The 18,102-nt window shown below is 62.2% G+C and carries 19 protein-coding genes and 1 pseudogene; 11 read left to right on the forward strand and 9 right to left on the reverse strand.

Annotated features, from left to right (window positions below):
- Nucleotides 1–152: 152 nt before the first annotated feature.
- Nucleotides 153–1,280 carry a GNAT family N-acetyltransferase gene (locus tag ACI7M0_RS07080; protein WP_129932890.1) on the forward strand — a complete coding sequence of 376 codons (1,128 nt, stop codon included), beginning with the start codon at nucleotides 153–155 and terminating at the stop codon, nucleotides 1,278–1,280.
- A 124-nt stretch (nucleotides 1,281–1,404) separates the two neighbouring features.
- Here ACI7M0_RS07080 and ACI7M0_RS07085 read toward each other — a convergent pair whose 3' ends face one another.
- The 4 genes from ACI7M0_RS07085 to ACI7M0_RS07100 all read right to left on the reverse strand — a co-directional run bounded on the left by ACI7M0_RS07085 (nucleotide 1,405) and on the right by ACI7M0_RS07100 (nucleotide 5,600).
- On the reverse strand, nucleotides 1,405–3,237 hold the full coding sequence (locus tag ACI7M0_RS07085) for an ABC transporter ATP-binding protein (RefSeq protein ID WP_129932889.1): 1,833 nt from the start codon (nucleotides 3,235–3,237) through the stop codon (nucleotides 1,405–1,407).
- 62 nt (nucleotides 3,238–3,299) lie between these two features.
- A complete protein-coding gene (locus ACI7M0_RS07090) occupies nucleotides 3,300–3,857 on the reverse strand; it encodes a peptidylprolyl isomerase (RefSeq protein ID WP_047604243.1) in 558 nt (185 codons plus the stop codon).
- Entirely contained in the window at nucleotides 3,851–4,663 is an 813-nt protein-coding gene (locus ACI7M0_RS07095) for an alpha/beta fold hydrolase (protein WP_020191623.1), read from the reverse strand. The genes ACI7M0_RS07090 and ACI7M0_RS07095 overlap by 7 nt, the downstream gene beginning before the upstream one ends.
- Before the next feature lie 13 nt (nucleotides 4,664–4,676).
- The gene (locus tag ACI7M0_RS07100; RefSeq protein WP_003254610.1) at nucleotides 4,677–5,600 is read right to left on the reverse strand and encodes a LysR family transcriptional regulator; all 924 of its coding nucleotides are present in this window, start codon (nucleotides 5,598–5,600) and stop codon (nucleotides 4,677–4,679) included.
- A gap of 48 nt (nucleotides 5,601–5,648) precedes the next feature.
- Between ACI7M0_RS07100 and ACI7M0_RS07105 the strand changes: the two genes are divergently transcribed.
- The 3 genes from ACI7M0_RS07105 to ACI7M0_RS07115 all read left to right on the forward strand — a co-directional run bounded on the left by ACI7M0_RS07105 (nucleotide 5,649) and on the right by ACI7M0_RS07115 (nucleotide 7,819).
- Nucleotides 5,649–5,963, forward strand: coding sequence for a hypothetical protein (locus tag ACI7M0_RS07105; protein ID WP_012051530.1), 315 nt, complete (start codon nucleotides 5,649–5,651; stop codon nucleotides 5,961–5,963).
- A 111-nt stretch (nucleotides 5,964–6,074) separates the two neighbouring features.
- On the forward strand, nucleotides 6,075–6,674 hold the full coding sequence (locus tag ACI7M0_RS07110) for an FMN-dependent NADH-azoreductase (RefSeq protein ID WP_003254608.1): 600 nt from the start codon (nucleotides 6,075–6,077) through the stop codon (nucleotides 6,672–6,674).
- A gap of 269 nt (nucleotides 6,675–6,943) precedes the next feature.
- Nucleotides 6,944–7,819 (forward strand): carboxylate/amino acid/amine transporter, encoded by an 876-nt coding sequence (locus ACI7M0_RS07115; RefSeq protein ID WP_003254607.1) that lies wholly within the window; start codon nucleotides 6,944–6,946, stop codon nucleotides 7,817–7,819.
- 41 nt (nucleotides 7,820–7,860) lie between these two features.
- Here ACI7M0_RS07115 and ACI7M0_RS07120 read toward each other — a convergent pair whose 3' ends face one another.
- A complete protein-coding gene (locus ACI7M0_RS07120) occupies nucleotides 7,861–9,162 on the reverse strand; it encodes a mechanosensitive ion channel family protein (RefSeq protein WP_129932888.1) in 1,302 nt (433 codons plus the stop codon).
- Between the two features lie 103 nt (nucleotides 9,163–9,265).
- Between ACI7M0_RS07120 and ACI7M0_RS07125 the strand changes: the two genes are divergently transcribed.
- Complete coding sequence (locus ACI7M0_RS07125) at nucleotides 9,266–10,627, forward strand: DEAD/DEAH box helicase (protein ID WP_012051553.1); 1,362 nt, start codon at nucleotides 9,266–9,268, stop codon at nucleotides 10,625–10,627.
- 71 nt (nucleotides 10,628–10,698) lie between these two features.
- Here the strand turns inward: ACI7M0_RS07125 and ACI7M0_RS07130 are convergent, their stop codons facing one another.
- Nucleotides 10,699–10,971 (reverse strand): hypothetical protein, encoded by a 273-nt coding sequence (locus ACI7M0_RS07130; protein ID WP_012051554.1) that lies wholly within the window; start codon nucleotides 10,969–10,971, stop codon nucleotides 10,699–10,701.
- 227 nt (nucleotides 10,972–11,198) lie between these two features.
- Between ACI7M0_RS07130 and ACI7M0_RS07135 the strand changes: the two are divergent.
- The 4 genes and pseudogenes from ACI7M0_RS07135 to ACI7M0_RS07150 all read left to right on the forward strand — a co-directional run.
- Nucleotides 11,199–11,324, forward strand: a pseudogene (locus tag ACI7M0_RS07135) (BrnT family toxin); the annotation flags it as partial.
- Nucleotides 11,302–11,556 carry a BrnA antitoxin family protein gene (locus tag ACI7M0_RS07140; RefSeq protein WP_129932887.1) on the forward strand — a complete coding sequence of 85 codons (255 nt, stop codon included), beginning with the start codon at nucleotides 11,302–11,304 and terminating at the stop codon, nucleotides 11,554–11,556. The pseudogene ACI7M0_RS07135 and the gene ACI7M0_RS07140, both read left to right, overlap by 23 nt.
- Nucleotides 11,557–11,632: 76 nt before the next feature.
- Nucleotides 11,633–12,028, forward strand: a complete 396-nt coding sequence (locus ACI7M0_RS07145; protein ID WP_003254595.1) for a hypothetical protein — start codon at nucleotides 11,633–11,635, stop codon at nucleotides 12,026–12,028.
- Nucleotides 12,029–12,133: 105 nt separating this feature from the next.
- Nucleotides 12,134–13,060, forward strand: coding sequence for a DMT family transporter (locus tag ACI7M0_RS07150; RefSeq protein WP_010955209.1), 927 nt, complete (start codon nucleotides 12,134–12,136; stop codon nucleotides 13,058–13,060).
- Nucleotides 13,061–13,078: 18 nt separating this feature from the next.
- Here ACI7M0_RS07150 and ACI7M0_RS07155 read toward each other — a convergent pair whose 3' ends face one another.
- Nucleotides 13,079–14,251 carry an MFS transporter gene (locus tag ACI7M0_RS07155; RefSeq protein ID WP_129932886.1) on the reverse strand — a complete coding sequence of 391 codons (1,173 nt, stop codon included), beginning with the start codon at nucleotides 14,249–14,251 and terminating at the stop codon, nucleotides 13,079–13,081.
- 104 nt (nucleotides 14,252–14,355) lie between these two features.
- Here ACI7M0_RS07155 and ACI7M0_RS07160 point away from each other — a divergent pair, with 104 nt between their 5' ends.
- Together ACI7M0_RS07160 and ACI7M0_RS07165 are read left to right on the forward strand one after the other, a co-directional pair.
- Nucleotides 14,356–15,249 (forward strand): putrescine utilization regulator PtrR, encoded by an 894-nt coding sequence (locus tag ACI7M0_RS07160; RefSeq protein WP_129932885.1) that lies wholly within the window; start codon nucleotides 14,356–14,358, stop codon nucleotides 15,247–15,249.
- A gap of 124 nt (nucleotides 15,250–15,373) precedes the next feature.
- Nucleotides 15,374–15,502, forward strand: coding sequence for a PA1414 family protein (locus tag ACI7M0_RS07165; protein WP_009683677.1), 129 nt, complete (start codon nucleotides 15,374–15,376; stop codon nucleotides 15,500–15,502).
- A gap of 127 nt (nucleotides 15,503–15,629) precedes the next feature.
- On the opposite strand, the gene ACI7M0_RS07170 is transcribed toward ACI7M0_RS07165, so the two are convergent.
- Together ACI7M0_RS07170 and speB are read right to left on the reverse strand one after the other, a co-directional pair.
- Complete coding sequence (locus tag ACI7M0_RS07170) at nucleotides 15,630–17,009, reverse strand: sodium:solute symporter (RefSeq protein WP_020191244.1); 1,380 nt, start codon at nucleotides 17,007–17,009, stop codon at nucleotides 15,630–15,632.
- A gap of 132 nt (nucleotides 17,010–17,141) precedes the next feature.
- Nucleotides 17,142–18,092 (reverse strand): agmatinase, encoded by a 951-nt coding sequence (gene speB / locus ACI7M0_RS07175; RefSeq protein WP_129932884.1) that lies wholly within the window; start codon nucleotides 18,090–18,092, stop codon nucleotides 17,142–17,144.
- Between the last annotated feature and the right edge of the window lie 10 nt (nucleotides 18,093–18,102).

Below are 18,102 nucleotides of genomic sequence, written 5' to 3' on the forward strand. Positions count from 1 at the left end.
GCAAGTATTGCGGGGGCCAATGACAGATTAATGTCTGATTAGTGGCACTGTTGTTAAGTAATTGAGTATTGAAGGACCCACCCGGCGTTCGTCATTTGAGCGACGGGCCTTCCTTGGGGATACTGACGGTCTTCAGACAGCGAGCCGAAAACGTGACCAGCCTGTACAGCCTTGCCCACCTGCGTGATCTTTCGACGGCCACCTGGGATGCCCTTGTGCCAGCCGGCCAACCCTTCCTGCGCCATGCTTTTCTCAGTGCAATGGAGGACAGCGGCAGCGTGGCGCGCAACACGGGCTGGGCCGCCGAGCACCTGGTGCTGGAGCGTGACGGACAGGTACGGGCGCTGTTGCCCGCGTACCGCAAGTGGCACTCATTTGGCGAGTATGTGTTCGATCATGGTTGGGCCGATGCTTGTGAGCGGGCCGGTATCGCCTACTACCCAAAACTGCTTGGCGCTGTACCGTTCAGCCCGGTCAGCGGCCCACGGCTGCTGGCGGCCGATCCGGCTGACGGTTTGTTGATGCTGCAGGCCCTGCCGGAGTATCTGGGCAAGGGTGGGCTTTCCGGAGCGCATATCAATTTCACCGACCCGGCGCTGGACGCGCAGTTGGCGGGCCTGCCTGGGTGGATGGAACGCCTGGGCTGCCAGTTTCACTGGCAAAACCGGGGGTATCGCGACTTCCAGGACTTTCTCGACAGCCTCAGCTCGCGCAAGCGCAAGCAGATGCGCAAGGAGCGCGAGCAGGTGGCGGGGCAGGGTATCGACTTCCGCTGGTACCGCGGTGATGAACTGGACGAGGCACAGTGGGATTTCGTCTTTCTGTGCTATGCCAACACCTATGCGGTGCGCCGCCGGGCACCTTACCTGACCCGTGAGTTCTTCAGCCTGCTGGCCGAACGCATGCCCGAGGCGGTGCGCGTGGTAATGGCTCGCCAGGGCGGGCGTGATGTGGCGATGGCCCTGAGCCTGGTGGGCGGCGACAGCCTGTTTGGCCGCTATTGGGGCTGCCTGGATGAGTTCGATCGGCTGCATTTCGAGACGTGTTTCTACCAGGGCATGGACTTTGCCATTGCCGAGGGTTACCAGCGTTTCGATGCCGGGGCGCAGGGGGAGCACAAGTTGATTCGCGGTTTCGAGCCGGTGTTGACGCGGTCGTGGCATTACCTGCTGCACCCGGGGTTGCGGCGGGCGGTGGAGGATTTTCTGCTGCAGGAACGGGAAGGGGTCAAGGGGTATGCCGAAGAGGCGCGGGGGATGTTGCCCTACCGCCGGGACTGAGCGTTTTGTGTTGCCTGTGCCGGCCTTTTCGCGGGCTTGCCCGCTCCCACAGGTATTGCACAGTTCTGAGGCCTGTGGTGATCCTGTGGGAGCGGGCGAGCCCGCGAAGAGGCCGGTGCAAGCGTCAATCGACCCCGACAAAACCTCCGGTCTGGTGGTGCCACAACCGGGCATACAGCCCTTGCTGCTCCAGCAACTCACTGTGGCTGCCACTTTCGGCAATTCGTCCCTTGTCCAGCACTACCAACCGGTCCATACGGGCAATGGTGGAAAGCCGGTGGGCGATGGCAATCACCGTCTTGCCCTGCATCAGCGTCTCCAGGCTTTCCTGGATGGCAGCCTCCACCTCCGAGTCCAGCGCTGAGGTGGCCTCGTCCATGATCAGGATCGGCGCATTCTTCAACAGGACCCGGGCAATGGCGATACGCTGACGCTGACCGCCCGACAACTTGACCCCGCGTTCGCCCACATGGGCATCGAAACCGGTGCGGCCCTGGGCATCCGAAAGCTGTGGGATGAACTCGTCAGCCCGCGCGCGGCGCACAGCTTCATGCAGTTCTGCATCGCTGGCACCGGGGCGGCCGTACAGCAGGTTTTCGCGAATCGAACGGTGCAGCAGCGAGGTATCCTGGGTGATCATGCCGATCTGTGCACGCAGGCTGGCCTGGCTCACCTTGGCAATGTCCTGGCCGTCGATGAGGATGCGCCCACCCTGTACGTCGTACAGGCGCAACAGCAGGTTGACCAAGGTCGACTTGCCAGCCCCGGACGGGCCGATCAAGCCAATTTTCTCGCCAGGGCGGATGTCTAGGTTGAGCCCTTCGATGACATTGGCAGCCTTGCCGTAATGGAAGTCGACGTCATCGAAACGCACCGCGCCGCGGCTGACCTTCAGTGCCGGCGCATTGGGCGGGTCGGTGACGGTGACCGGCTGGGCGATGGTCTGCAGGCCGTCCTGCACCATGCCGATGTTCTCGAAAATGCCGTTGACCACCCACATGATCCAGCCTGACATGTTGACGATGCGGATCACCAGGCCAGTGGCCAGGGCGATGGCGCCAACGGTGATCAGCGACTGGCTCCACAGCCACAGGGCAAGGCCGGTGGTAGTGACCACCAGCAGGCCATTGAGCGTGGTGATGACCACGTCCATGCTGGTGACCACCCGCGAGGCCAGCTGGGTTTTCTCGGTTTGTTCGCGGATTGCTTCGCGAGCGTATTGCTGTTCGTAGTCGGTGTGGGCGAACAGCTTTAGGGTGGCGATGTTGGTGTAGCCATCGACGATACGCCCCATGAGCTTGGAGCGGGCGTCGGAAGAAATTACCGAGCGTTCCTTCACCCTCGGCACGAAGTAGCAGAGCGCGGCGATGTAGCCGATGATCCACAACAGCAGCGGCAGCATCAGGCGCCAGTCGGCCTCGGCAAACAACACCAGCGACGTAATGGCGTAGATCAGCACATGCCATAGCGCGTCCACGGCCTGTACGGCGGAGTCGCGCAGCGAGTTGCCGGTCTGCATGATGCGTTGGGCAATGCGCCCGGCAAAGTCGCTCTGGAAGAAGTTCAGGCTCTGCTTGAGCACGTAGGTATGGTTCTGCCAGCGGATCAGGCTGGTCATGCCAGGGTTGATGGTCTGGTGCACCAGCAGGTCATGCAGGCCGAAGAACACTGGCCGCAACAGCAGGACCACCACCAGCATCCAGATCAGCTCGCCGCTGTGCTCGCTGAAGAAGTTGGCATTGGGCGTACCCTGAGCCAGGTCGATGATGCGGCTGAGGTAGCTGAACATCGCCACCTCGATCAGCGAGGCGAACAGGCCAACCACCAGCAGTGCAAGAAAACTAGGCCATACCTGGCGCAGGTAGTACAGATAGAACGGCCACACCGTGCTCGGGGGGGCTTCGCTCGGTGCCTCGCGGAAAATATCGATCAGTCTTTCGAAACGGCGGTACAGCATGGGCGACAACACTCCTGTTCGTCCGACCCTCAGGCGGTTTCACATCCCTGTGAAGCCTGCAGTCAGTCGATACGTTTGGCGGACTTGATATAGACCGGATCGGCCGGTACGTCGCGCATGCCTTTTTTGATGGTGGTCGGCGAGTTGACGATCTGATCGACCACTTCCATGCCTTTGGTCACTTTGCCGAACACGGCATAACCGGCGTCGCGACCTGGGTTGAGGAAGTCGTTGTCGGCGACGTTGATGAAGAACTGGCTGGTGGCCGAGTTCGGGTTGGACGTGCGTGCCATCGAAAGGGTGCCGCGGGTGTTCTGCAGGCCGTTGCTGGCCTCGTTCTTGATCGGGTCGTTGGTGTTCTTCTGCACCATCTGGTCAGTAAAACCGCCGCCCTGGACCATGAACCCCGGGATCACGCGGTGGAAGATGGTGTTGTTGTAGAAGCCGCTGTCCACGTACTCCAGGAAGTTCTTGGTACTGAGCGGTGCCTTCTCGGCGTTCAACTCGATTTCGACCTGGCCGAAGCTGGTGTCCAGCAGGACGTGCGGGGTCTTGTCGGAAGCCATGACACTGGTGGCGAAGGCGACCGAGCAGGCGGTGAGCAGGAGTTTTTTCAGCATGGGCTCAAAGATCCTTGAGAGGTGGAAGCGGCTGCGAGGAACTGCAGCAGGGTCTGGTTGAAGACCTCGGGTTGATCGAGGGGTGTAGCGTGCCGGGAATCGTCGACGACGACCAGCCTGGCGTTGGGTATGAGGGCGACGTAGCGCTCTTTGAGTTGTATCGGCGTGTAATCGTGGTCGGCGGCGATCACCAGGGTAGGACAGTGAATCTGCCCGATGCGTTCCTGCACGCCCCAGTCGACGATGGCGTCGAAGCTTTTCAGGTAGGCGCGTTTGTCGTTGCGCGCCCAGCGCTGGGCCATCTTCTGCCGCAGGTCTGCTTGTTGTGGTTTGGGGAACAGCCGTTCGGCCAGCCCCTTGCCGACGGTTTCGACACTGAGCACGCGCGCCAGGCTCCAGCGCTTGAACCACCATAGCCAGTCACTGCGGGTGCGACGCTTGACCTCGGGGGCGCTGTTGACGATGCACAGGCTGCGCAACCATTGAGGGTGGTCGACGGCAAACTGGAAGCCGACCATGCCGCCCATGGACAGGCCGACGAAGTGCACCGGGCCTGTGTGCAAGTGTTCGAGCAGGGCCAGCAGGTCGGCACTGAAGGTGGCGATCTGGTAACCGTCAGCGGGTTTGTCGGAGCGACCGTGGCCGCGGATGTCCATGAGTATCACCCGGTAGTGGCCGCTGAGCACCGGCACCTGCAACTCCCAGTCCTGGCAGCTGGAGCCCAGGCCGTGCAGCAGCACCAAGGGTTCGCCCTGGCCATATTCCTCGTAATGCAGCGTGCATCCTTCGTGTTCGAAATAGGCCATGGGCGCGGTCCTCTCAGGCTTGTGGGGGGGCTGCGAAGGGCACGTCCAGTGGCGCGGTGTCGAAATTGCGCAGCAGGTCGATGAGAATCTGCGTGGCCGGGCCCAGGGTCTTCTCTTTGCTCGAGTAAAGGTAGAACAGTGGGTGGCGGCTGCCACCCTGATCCAGCGGCAATGGCTTGAGCACGCCTTCGCGCAGCTCGCGCTCGATCATGTGACGGGGCAGCCAGGCAAAGCCCAGGCCGCTGCTGACGAAGGTGGCGGCGGTGCCCAGGCTGCCGACGGTCCAGCGCTGCTCGGCGCCCAGCCAGCCGACGTCGCGCGGTTGGGCGCGGCCGGAGTCGCGGATCACCACCTGCAGCTGGCTTTCCAGGTCCTGGAAGGTCAGTTCGCGTCCCAGGCGGTGCAGGCTGTGTTCGGGGTGGGCGACGGCGATGAACTCCACGGCGCTCAATTCGGCGCCCAGGTAGCCGCCGATGCTGTAGCTGCTGATGGCCAGGTCGGCGATGCCTTCGTGCATCACTTCCTCCACGCCAGACAGCACTTCTTCACGCAGGCGCACCCGGCAGCCGCGGCTTTGTGGCATGAACGCAGCCAGCGCGCGCACCAGGCGGGCGCTGGGGTAGGCGGCATCGACCACCAGGCGCACCTCGGCTTCCCAGCCCTGTTCCATGTGGTGGGCCAGGTCTTCGAGCTGGCTGGCCTGCTTGACCAGGTGGCGCGAGCGGCGCAGCAGCACATTGCCGGCCTCGGTCAGCACCGCCTTGCGGCCATCGATGCGCAACAGCGGGACGCCCAGCTGCTCCTGCATGCGGGCCACGGTGTAGCTGACCGATGACTGCGAGCGGTGCAAGGCCTCGGCGGCCTGGGCAAACCCGCCGTGATCGACCACTGCTTGCAGGGTTCGCCACTGGTCAAGGGTTACGCGCGGCGCTTTCATCTTTCGCTCCTGTTGTCCTAAGCTGCGCTCTTTCAAGGAGAGCGGCCCATGAAGAAATGTTGTGCGGCAATACTGATGTGCCTGCCCCTCGGGGCCATGGCTTATCCCATCGATGTGGAGAAGGAGCTGACCGGGGTCAAGCTCGACTACACCGCCTATGACACGGCCTATGACATTGGCGCCATCACCCTCAACAACTATGGGCAGGTCCCGGCGGCGTGCAAGGTGACCTTCCGCAATGGCCCAGAGGCACCGCGGGTGCGCCGTGTGAACGTACCGGCAGGTAAAAGCGTCGATGTCACCGCGAAATTCAATCGGCAAATCATCAAACTGCGGATCGCCTTGAACTGCAGCGCGGAATAAACTGATTAATCGATAGATTGGACCCACTTTTTACGCTTTTTTATCGATAGGTCAAGCCTTAATCTCACCTCCATCGAATCGCACCCTTTTTTGCCGATGGAGGCACCCCCCATGTCCCGCGTACTGATCATCGAAAGCAGCGCCCGCCAGCAGGATTCCGTTTCCCGTCAGCTGACCAAGGACTTCATTCAGCAATGGCAGGCCGCTCACCCGGCCGATCAGATCACTGTGCGCGACCTGGCAGTAAGCCCGGTTCCCCACCTGGACGCGAACCTGCTGGGTGGCTGGATGAAGCCCGAAGAACAGCGCAGCGCCGCCGAACTGGAGGCCCTGGCCCGTTCCAACGAACTGACGGATGAGTTGTTGGCTGCCGACGTGCTGGTGATGGCTGCGCCCATGTACAACTTCACCATCCCCAGCACCCTGAAAGCCTGGCTGGACCATGTGCTGCGTGCCGGCATCACCTTCAAATACACCCCGACCGGCCCGCAAGGCCTGCTGACCGGCAAGCGCGCCATCGTCCTGACTGCCCGCGGCGGCATCCATGCGGGTGCCAGCAGTGACCACCAGGAACCGTACCTGCGCCAGGTGATGGCTTTCATCGGCATCCACGATGTCGACTTCATCCATGCCGAAGGCCTGAACATGAGCGGCGAGTTCCACGAGAAGGGCGTCAACCAAGCCAAGGCCAAGTTGGCGGCGGTGGCCTGAGGCATCACGAATTCCCAACCCTGACACCTGTTTTTGCTCCTTTGGGTGTACCTGCCCGGCTTGTATGGCCGGGCTTTTTTATGCCCTGGGGTTTTGAGGTCGCCAATGTCGGCCTCTTCGCGGGTAAACCCGCTCCTACAAAGGCCATTGCGGTCCCTGTGGGAGCGGGCGTGCCCGCGAAGAGGCCGGTACAGCCCCTACATTCCTCATGGTTGAACTCATTCGCTGCAACCCGCTAAGGTCGCGGCCTTGATTCACGAGAGGCAACCATGGGCTACCTGATAATCGTCGCGCTGATCCAGGCGTTTTCCTTCAGCCTGATCGGCGAGTACCTGGCCGGGCACGTCGACAGCTATTTCGCAGTGCTCGCCAGGGTGCTGCTGGCCGGCCTGGTGTTCCTGCCGCTGACCCGCTGGCGCCAGGTCGAGCCACGCTTCATGCGTTCCATGCTGCTGATTGGCGCGTTGCAGTACGGCATCACCTACGTCTGCCTGTACCTGAGTTTCCGCGTGCTTACCGTACCGGAGGTGCTGCTGTTCACGATCCTCACGCCGCTACACGTGACCTTGATCGAAGATGCCCTGAACCGGCGCTTCAACGCTTGGGCGCTAGTGGCCGCGCTGGTCGCCGTGGCCGGTGCTGCCGTGATCCGCTTCGACAGCATCAGCGGCGAGTTCTTCATCGGCTTCCTGCTGCTGCAACTGGCCAACTTTACCTACGCCGCTGGCCAGGTGCTGTACCGTCACCTGGTCGCTCGCCATCCCAGCGACCTGCCACACTACGCGCGCTTTGGGTACTTTTACCTCGGCGCGTTGCTGGTGGTGCTTCCGGCCTTCCTGCTGTTCGGCAACACTCAGCACCTGCCGAGCACTGATGTGCAATGGCTGGTGCTGTTGTTCCTGGGGTTGTGTCCGACGGCGCTGGGGCTGTACTGGTGGAACAAAGGTGCATGCCTGGTTTCTGGCGGTACGCTGGCGGTGATGAACAACCTGCATGTGCCGGTAGGGCTGCTGCTGAACCTGCTGATCTGGAACCAGCACGAGCCGCTAGGGCGGCTGTTCATCGGCGGGGGGATCATCCTGGCGTCGGTGTGGCTGAGCCGCCTGGGTGGTCGCGCGCAAGCACCGCTGGCCGGCAAGGCCTGACGCGCCCGTTGATCCGGGGCTGCAGGGCAGCCCCGGTAATCTCAAGCCTCGCTCATATCTTCAATGCGACGCGGCATCGGCTCTGCCGCCGTGCGCCCGGCCAACCCCACGCGCATATCATTGCCACTCGGCTGCTGATACAGGCTCAAGCCGAACTCCGGCAATACCGCCAGCAGATAGTCGAAGATATCCCCCTGGATCCGTTCGTAATCCGCCCACACCGTGGTTGTGGTGAAGCAGTAGATCTCCAACGGCACGCCTTCGGCGGTGGTCTGCATCTGCCGCACCATGCAGGTCATGTTCGGGTGAATATTGGGGTGGTTCTTCAGGTAAGCCAGGGCGAACGCGCGGAAGGTGCCGATGTTGGTCAGCTTGCGGCGGTTGGCTGACAGGTCCGCCACCGGCCCCAGCGCCTCGTTCCAGTTTTGCAGTTCCTGGCGCTTGCCTGCCAGGTAGTCACTCAGTAGCTGCACCTGGCTCAGGCGCTGTTCTTCTTCGCGGGTGAGGAAGCGCACGCCGGCGGCGTCGATGAACAGGCTGCGCTTGATGCGCCGGCCACCGGACTGCTGCATGCCGCGGTAATTGCGGAATGACTCGCTCATCAGGCGCCAGGTGGGGATGGAGACGATGGTCTTGTCGAAGTTCTGCACTTTCACCGTGTGCAAGGTGATGTCCACCACGTCGCCATCGGCGCCTACCTGCGGCATTTCGATCCAGTCACCCACATGTAGCATGTCGTTGCTGGTCAACTGCACGCTGGCGACGAACGACAGCAGGGTGTCCTTGTACACCAACAGCAGCACCGCCGACATCGCACCCAGGCCGGACAGCAGCAACAGCGGCGAGCGGTCGATCAGGGTAGCGACGATGACGATCGAGGCGAAGATCCACAGCATCATCTTGGCCAGTTGAACGTAGCCCTTGATCGAGCGGGTGCGGGCATGTTCGGTACGGGCATAGATGTCGAGCAGGGCATCCAGCAGGCATGACAGCGCCATGGTCATGAACAGCAGGGTGAAGGCCAGGGCGACATTGCCGAGGAAGTGCTGGGCGGTGTCGGACAGCTCAGGCACCAGCTTCAGGCCGAATTGCAGCACCAGGGACGGGGTTGTTTGCGCCAGGCGGTGGAACACCTTGTTGTGGCGCAGGTCGTCCAGCCACTTCAGCGCAGGCTGGCGGGCCAGCAGGCGCGCGCCGTGCAGTATCAGGAAGCGCGCCAGGCGGCCGACTACCAGGGAGATGAGCAGCAGTACCGCCAGACCGATGGCGGCGTGCAGCATGGGATGTTGGTCGAGGGTGCCCCACAGGTCGAGGGAGTCACGCCAGATTCGTTGGATATCCATGGGCTTGCGTACAGTCTTGTTGCGAAACGAAGCCGTATTAGAGCGCGGATAGCGACAAAGTTGCCAAAAGAAATTCGGCTAAGGCTGCAGAAAACGTTACCCTATGCAACTGAATTTCCCGCACTTGTCTGAGGTTACCTCCGTGTTCTCCCAATTCGCCCTGCATGAACGCCTGCTTAAAGCCGTGGCCGAGCTTAAATTTGTCGAGCCAACCCCGGTGCAGGCCGCGGCCATCCCCCTGGCCCTGCAAGGGCGGGATCTGCGTGTGACTGCACAGACCGGCAGCGGCAAGACGGCGGCCTTCGTACTGCCACTGCTCAACCGTCTGGTCGACCTCAGCGGTCCGCGTGTCGAGATTCGCGCGTTGATCCTGCTGCCGACCCGTGAACTGGCCCAGCAAACCCTCAAGCAGGTGCAGCTGTTCTCGCAGTTCACCTACATCAAGTCGGGCCTGGTTACTGGCGGCGAAGACTTCAAGGAACAGGCCGCCATGCTGCGCAAGGTGCCTGACGTGCTGATCGGCACCCCGGGTCGCCTGCTCGAGCAGCTCAATGCCGGCAACCTCGACCTGTCCCACGTGCAGGTCCTGATCCTGGACGAAGCCGACCGCATGCTCGACATGGGCTTTGCCGAAGACATGGAGCGCCTGTGCAAAGAGTGCGAAAACCGCGAGCAGACCTTGCTGTTCTCGGCTACCACCGGTGGCGCGGCCCTGCGCGACATCATCGGCAAGGTGCTGAAAGACCCTGAACACCTGATGCTCAACAGTGTCTCGCAACTGGCTGAAGGCACCCGCCAGCAGATCATTACCGCCGACCACGACCAGCATAAAGAGCAGATCGCGCAGTGGTTGCTGGCCAACGAAACCTTCGACAAGGCGATCATCTTCACCAACACCCGCGCCATGGCCGACCGCATCTACGGTCACCTGGTGGCCAAGGACGTGAAGGCCTTCGTGCTGCATGGCGAAAAGGACCAGAAGGACCGCAAGCTGGCCATCGAGCGCTTCAAGCAGGGCAGCTCCAAAGTGCTGGTGGCGACCGACGTGGCAGCCCGTGGCCTGGATATCGACGGCCTGGACCTGGTGATCAACTTCGACATGCCACGCAGCGGTGACGAGTACGTCCACCGTGTGGGCCGTACCGGCCGTGCCGGTGGCGAAGGCCTGGCGATCTCGCTGATCACCCACAACGACTGGAACCTGATGTCGAGCATCGAGCGCTACCTCAAGCAGCAGTTCGAGCGCCGGGTCATCAAGGAAGTGAAGGGCACCTACAACGGGCCGAAGAAGGTCAAGGCCTCGGGCAAGGCGGCCGGTAGCAAGAAGAAAAAGGTCGAGAAGAAGACTGGTGACAAGAAAGCCGCAGCCAAGCGCAAGCCTACTGCCAAGCCGAAGGCCAACGCGCCTCTGGCCAGTGCTGACGGCCTGGCACCGCTGAAGAAGCGCAAGCCTGCTGCTGAATAAGACTCACGCAGGCCCTTTGCAGAAGCGACGCAAGTTCGCATCTGCGAAGGGCGTGCGCAGGCGACGAACGATCACTCCGCTTTTTTCTCTGCCTGTTTCAACTCCTTGATCCGCTGGTCGATCAGCTGACACTTGTCGGGCAAGTCCTTGCTCGCCGTCCCCAGATCCATCCCCTGAAGCTCATCATTGATCTCCTTGGCCTTTTGCGGGTTCTGCTCAGTCAACTGAGTAACCAGCCCGGCCAGCTCCTCACGTTTCTGCGTTGCTTCTTCAGGTGTGCATGCCCAAGCGGGCAGGGCGCAGAGCAGGGCAGTGGCACAGGCTATGGGCAGTAGCGGTTTCATCCTTCCAACCTCCGGCGGTGGTGATGCCCGGTGGAGGGCTGTGGGTGCAGGGAAGTTCAGGGCTTGCGACCGATGGAAGATTTCTTTGGTGGTGGTAGTCCGTTTCTGAAACGTTCCCGTGTCCCTCCAGCGCTGTTGAGCAGCACGCTACGTCGCTCTAGTCTCGAAAGAAAAGAGGGGGTGTTGTATGTACAGCTGTAAATACAGGTCGTCCCATGTTCTTTGAATGGCTAAAGGCGCTGATAGGTGTCGTCGTGTACACGGAGAGGCGGGGTGAGGTGTTACGCATCATTTCTGCAAGAAAAGCCACCAAACGGGAGGCCAGGTACTATGACCAAATCATCGAGAACTGACTGGAGCCGCCTGGCCCGACAGGACGACAAGGATATCGATACATCAGATATCCCTGAACTGGACCAGGACTTTTTCCGCCAGGCCGAGCTGCACGTTCCCGCCAAGCAGACGGTGACCATTCGACTGGACTCAGATGTCCTCGCCTGGTTCAAGGAGCAGGGCAGCGGCTACCAGACCCGCATCAATCAGTTGCTGCGCCAGTACATGCAAGCGCAACAACGCCAGCGCTAAGCGCTTCGGAACGCTTGGCAACCTTGGCAGGTCCCAACCTGTGTACCCCTTTCGTCCACAGCAGGAGCCCGTAGCCATGAGCATCGCCTACGACTGGGACCTGATCGAACGCTTGCTGCACGAAGTGCAGAACGGCGCCGGTCACAGCTTCACGCCCCGCCCCTATGCCGAGCAGCATGCTGCTGCACTGGCCGCCAAGGGTGAGCCGGTGGGTGACGTGGATCACCTGAAAACCCGTGCATGCGAGTATGAAAAGCTGCTATTCGAGCGCGGATTCATTGAATGCCGACCTGAAGAGGACGGCGGCAATGGCGAAAACTTCGTCCTGACCGAACGCGGCTCGCGCTTGATGAGCCTGATCGACAGCAGCATCCCCGGCTTCGAGCACCCGCGCCAGGTGCTGGATGAGCAGGAGGATGCGCTGGACGAAACGACATTCGAACAGGTATCTGCGAAGGCACAGATTGCTTGAGGTCGTTTTAAGGCTGGCAAGTGCAGCGTTCGAAACCCGATAATCGGTAGCCTCTGAACGCTGCCGAGCCTTGCCCATGCCTACGATCACCCCAGAGGCCCGCTTATGAGCGCGGTCCGCAAGAACCCTGACGCCTTTGCCTTCCAGGTAATGCTGGGCCTTTGCCTGATCTGGGGCTGCCAGCAGGTACTGATCAAGACCGCTGCCGTCGACATCGCGCCGGTGATGCAGGCAGCCCTGCGCAATGGCATTGCCGCTGTGCTGGTAGGCCTGATGCTGTGCTGGCGGGGTGGCTGGGAGCAGGTCGGCAGCACCTGGCGCGCAGGGTTGGTGGCGGGCGGGCTGTTCGGGGTGGAGTTTCTGTTCATTGCCGAAGGGCTGAAACTGACCTCGGCGGCGCACATGTCGGTGTTCCTCTATACCGCGCCGGTATTTACCGCTTTGGGCCTGCATTTTCGGCTACCCAGTGAACGCTTGCGGCTGCTGCAGTGGCTGGGCATTCTGCTGGCCTTCGGCGGCATTGCCATGGCCTTTGCCGGTGGCTCTTCGTTCGAGCACATGGACGGCCGCACCTTGCTGGGTGATGCCTTTGGCGTGATCGCCGGGCTGGCCTGGGGCGCGACCACGGTGGTGGTGCGCTGCTCGCGGTTGTCGGAGGCGCCAGCGACCTTGACCCTGTTCTATCAGCTGGCGGTCGGTTTTGCCGGGCTGTTGCTGATCGCCCTGCTCAGCGGGCAGATCGGCGCGGTGTCGCTGACGCCGCTGGCGATGGGCAGTGTATTGTTCCAGGGGATTGTGGTGTCGTTCATCAGCTACCTCACCTGGTTCTGGTTGCTGCGCAAATACCTGGCGTCGAACCTCGCGGTGTTTTCCTTCATTACCCCGTTGTTTGGGGTGACCTTTGGCGTTTTGCTGCTGGATGAGCCGCTCAGTGCGAATTTCGTGGTGGGCGCGTTGATGGTGTTGCTGGGTGTGATCCTGGTAAGTGCCGAGCCTTGGGTGAAACAACAATTGCGGCGGTTGGTAGGGTGATGGGTTGCCTGTACCGGCTCAGGATGCAACCTTGGCCTGACAGGCGCTTCCTTGTTGTGCATCACCCGGCAACTGGACCAACCCGCCAGCCACCACCAACCCGCCCGCCGCCAGCATCAATGCGGGTTGCAGCCCACCGCTGTAGTGGCTGCTGAGCGCCGCCAGCAGCGGCCCACTCAACTGCCCCAAGGCAAAGCACGCGGTCAGCAGCCCGGCATTGCGCTGTGTGGCATGTGGCGCCAACTCGCGTGAGCGTTGCATGACCAGTTGCATGCAGGCCAGGAACGGCCCGCCACACAGCGCAACACCCAGCGCCAGCCCGATACCCCCACCCATCAGGCAGGCCAGCACACCCAGCCCTTGCAACCACAGGGTGGCGGTCAACCAGGTTGAAGTGCGGCCACCACGGCGCACGCTCACCAGCAAGACGCCCAGCGCCGCCGCCAGGCCAAACGCCGGCCAGAACAGGTCAGCCAGCCACTGCCCGCGAAACTGCTGATTGGCCATCTGTGACAGAAAGGTGGCTGGCAGGATATAGCCCATGCCATACAGGCCATACACCAACCCCAGGCGGCCAGTGCCGACATTGCGCGTCGGGCCTTGTCGTACTGGCGACTGAGTCGGTGCCGCTTGCAATGCCCGTGGCAACCACGGCCGCACGGCCAGCAGCATCACCAGCGCAGCCACGGCATAGATCAGCCACAGGGCTGCCGAGCCAAGCCCCAGCACATGCGCAACCAGTGCCAGTAGCCCGGTCACGGCGATACCGAGGCCGGGCCCGGCGAATACCAGCGCTCCCAGACGTTGGCGGTTGTGCGCAGTGGCTACTTGCTGGCTGAGGCTGGTGATCATCACCAGCACCCAGGCGCTGGCTACGCCTGTGCCGAAGCGCAGCAGCAGGTGCCCCCAGAAGCCATTGGCAGCCCAGGAGGCCAGGGTCAGCAGCACACACAGCCACAGCCCCCCATGCAGGCGCCGCCGTACCTGGCCTGGCGAGCGGGCGAACATGGCGTCCACCGCGCCCACGAAATAGCCCAGGTAATTGGCCGCCGCGACCAGCCCGGCGACTGTCAGGTCGAACTGGCCTTCGGCAATCAGTTGCGGCAGTTGCGGGGTGAGGGCGAAACGGCCGATGCCCATGGCCATCATCAGCGCCACGGCGCTGGCGAGCAGTTGAATGAGTGGCGACATGACAGGTCTCCTGCGCAGGTAAGCGATAGATGGCAGGTTAGGGCGGTTTATTTTTCAATAAAATTGAATAATGATGATCAAGTTGTTCTGTTTTGGAGAATGCCGTGGAATTCAGCCAACTGCGTATCTTCCAGGCCGTGGCCGAGGAGGGCTCGGTTACCCGCGCCGCAGAGCGCCTGCACCGGGTGCCATCAAACCTTTCCACGCGCCTGCGCCAACTCGAGGAGCAGCTGGGCGTCGATCTGTTCCTGCGCGAACGTCAGCGCCTGCAACTGTCGCCAGCAGGCAAGGTGCTGCTGGACTATGCCAACCGTATGTCCGCCTTGCGCGACGAAGCGCTGGGCGCCGTGCGCGGCGGTCAGCCGGCTGGGGACTTCGTGCTGGGGACCATGTACAGCACGGCGGCGACCCACCTGCCAGCGTTGCTGGCGCGCTATCACCAGGCTTACCCGCAGGTGAACCTGCAAGTGCGTGCTGCACCCAGCGGCGAGTTGCTTGAAGGGCTGCTGAACCACACCCTGGATGCTGCTCTTGTGGACGGGCCACCGAGCCTTGCCGGGCTGGATGGCGTGCCGCTGTGCGATGAGCAACTGGTACTGATCACCAGCCCCGAACACCCGGCGGTACTCACAGCCAAGGACGTGTCGGGCAAGGAGGTGTTCACCTTTCGCCAGGGCTGCTCGTACCGCATGCGCCTGGAGGCCTGGTATGCCCATGCCCATACGCCGATGGGGCGGGTGATGGAGATCGAGTCGTACCAGAGCATGCTGGCCTGTGTGATCGCGGGTGCGGGTGTGGCGATGATGGCCCAGTCGATGCTCGACAGCCTGCCTGGGCGTGATCGGGTAAGGGTGCACGCGCTGCAGGCTCCTTTCGATCAGGCGGTCACCTGGCTGATGTGGCGCCAAGGTATGCGCGGGGCTAATCTGCAGGCATGGATCGACCTGCAACAAAGCGAAACGATTAACCAGTCGTCGGAATGCGCCGCCACGGCTTGATCCGAGTCAAAATCGCCCTTATCTGTAGGAACAGAGGAATGCGTAATACAGGACATCGGGCTATGATCTGTATGAAACATCGCAGGATTGATTTGCCGTGAGGCTGACCCGTCAAGGGGGCATTATGAATAAACCACTGTCAAACTGGCTCCATGACTTGGCTGTCGCCTTGGGGCTGATTCCACCACCCTTGCAGCCGGTGCCGATCCCGACTGATGAAGAGCAGCGCAAACGTCAACCGCGTCGGCGCTGATTAACGACAAAGGCCGCTTCACCCGAGTGGGTGCAGCGGCCTTTTTGTGTCTGCTGATTGTCTATTGCCTGTACCGGCCCTTTCGCGGGCAAGCCCGCTCCTACAAGCGAAAGGGCCGGTACAGCAGTCAGGCCAGCTTCACCGCTGCCACCGACTTGCGCGACACCAGGCTCACGCCCACAAAGCTCACCAGCCCTACTGCCAGGCTGTAGTAGATCGGCGTATTGGCCTCCAGCCCGTCCAGGAACATGAACAGCAGGGCGGTGGCAAAGCCCAGCGACATGCTGGCAATCGCGCCTGCAGTGGTCGCACGCTTCCAGAAGATCGCCCCGATCAGCGGGATCAGCATGCCGCCGACCAGCAGGTTATAAGCCAGGGTCAGGGCGTTGATCACATCATTCACCACCAGCGCGATGCCCAGCACCACCAGGCCGGTGAGCAGGGTGAACAGGCGGCTGGTACCCAGGCTCGACTGCTTGCCGCCACGCAGCTTGGGCAGCAGGTCTTCGGTTACGGTGGTCGAGGCAGCCAGCAGACCGGCGCTGGCGGTGGACATCATGGCCGCCAGGGCCGCAGCCATCAGCAGGCCACGGATGCCATCGGGCAGGGTGGTCTTGATCATCTCGGCAAAGGCGTTGTTCGGGTTGGCCAGGTCGGGCATCAGCACATGCGCAGCCATGCCGATCGCAGCGCAGGCCAGGCCATACAGCACGCAATACACACCAGCGGCGGTACCGGCACGCTGACAGACCTTTTCGTCACGGGCGGTGAACACCCGCTGCCAGATGTCCTGGCCGATGAGGATGCCGAAGAAGTAGATCAGGAAGTAAGTGATGATGGTGTCCCAGCCAATGGTAGTCAGCTGGAAGCTGGCCGCTGGCAATTTGGCCACCAGGGTATCCCAGCCACCGGCCTTGTACAGGCACACTGGCAGCAGGATGAACATCAGGCCGACGGTCTTGATCACGAACTGGACGATATCGGTCAGGGTCAGCGACCACATGCCGCCGATGGTCGAGTACAGCACTACCACGCCGCCGCCGAGCATCAGAGAAGCCCAGAACGGCAGGTCCAGCAGCACCTGCAGGACGGTGGCCATGGCCAGGGTCGAGGTGACCCCGATCATCAGCGCGTAAGCCAGCATGATGACGGCGCTGGCCTGGCGTGCGGTGGGGTTGTAGCGTTGCTCCAGTACCTGGGTCACGGTGAAGATGCGCAGGCGCAGCAGCGGTTTGGCGAGGAACAGGTTGATGGCGATGATGCCCAGGCCAAGGGCTGCGCACAGCCAGAAGCCGGAAATGCCGTGGACGTAGCCCAGGCGCACGGTGCCGACGGTGGAAGCGCCACCGAGTACGGTGGTGGCCATGGTGCCCATGTACAGCACCGGGCCGAGATTGCGCCCGGCTACCAGGTAGTCTTCATGGGTTTTCGCGCGGCGCATGCCATACCAGCCAAGCCCTAGCATGCCAGCGGTGTAGATCATTACAACAATGATGTCCAAGGCCATTGGGGGTCTCCCGATTATCTTTATTATGGCGAGATCGACCGCGCGGGCGTTTGCACGGCGCCCGGCGGTCTTTTCTTGTGTTGGCGGGCCTCAGTGGCCCTCCCTCATGGCTCCTGCCGGGGTAGAGCGGTATTAGCGACGCACCACGCCAGGTAGCACGCAGAGCATCTCGAACAGCAGGTTGGCACCGAGCAGCGAGGTGTTGCCGGTGGTGTCGTAAGGCGGGGAGACTTCGACAAGGTCACAGCCGATCAGGTCCAGGCCGTGGCAGCCGCGAATGATCTCCATTGCCTGGATGGTGGTCAAGCCGCCGATTTCCGGGGTTCCGGTACCGGGGGCCCAGGCCGGGTCGATGCCATCGATGTCGAAAGACAGGTAAACCGGGCCACCGCCGACCTTTTCCCGCACTTCGGCCATCAGTGGCTCCAGTGACTTGTGCCAGCACTCTTCGGCCTGGACCACGCGGAAGCCCTGGCGACGGCTCCAGTTGAAGTCATCGGCGGTGTAGCCCTGGGCGCGCAGGCCGATCTGCACCACGCGCTCACAGTCGAGCAGGCCTTCTTCCACGGCGCGGCGGAAGGTGGTGCCGTGGGCGATCTTCTCGCCGAACATGTGGTCGTTGACGTCGGCGTGGGCATCGATGTGCACCAGGCCGATCTTGCCGTGTTTCTTGTGCAGTGCACGCAGGATCGGCAGGGTGATGGTGTGATCGCCCCCCAGGGTCATGGGAATGACGTTGTGCTCGACGATCTCGTCATACGCTTCTTCGATGATGCGCACGGCGTCCAGCAGGTTGAAGGTGTTGATTGCCACATCGCCGATATCGGCGACCGACAGCGAGTCGAACGGGGCGGCACCGGTCGCCATGTTGTACGGGCGGATCATCACCGATTCGGCGCGGATCTGCCGTGGGCCGAAGCGGGTGCCGGAACGTAGCGAGGTACCGATATCCAGCGGGACGCCGATGAAGGCCGCATCCAGGCCTTCGGCGCTTTGCAGGTGGGGGAGGCGGAGCATGGTGGCGATGCCGCCGAAACGCGGCATTTCGTTGCCGCCCAGTGGTTGGTGGAGAGTCTTGTCCACGGTGGGCCTC

This window comes from Pseudomonas sp. 10(2024) (assembly GCF_045164175.1).
GTDB classification, from domain to species: domain Bacteria; phylum Pseudomonadota; class Gammaproteobacteria; order Pseudomonadales; family Pseudomonadaceae; genus Aquipseudomonas; species Aquipseudomonas alloputida.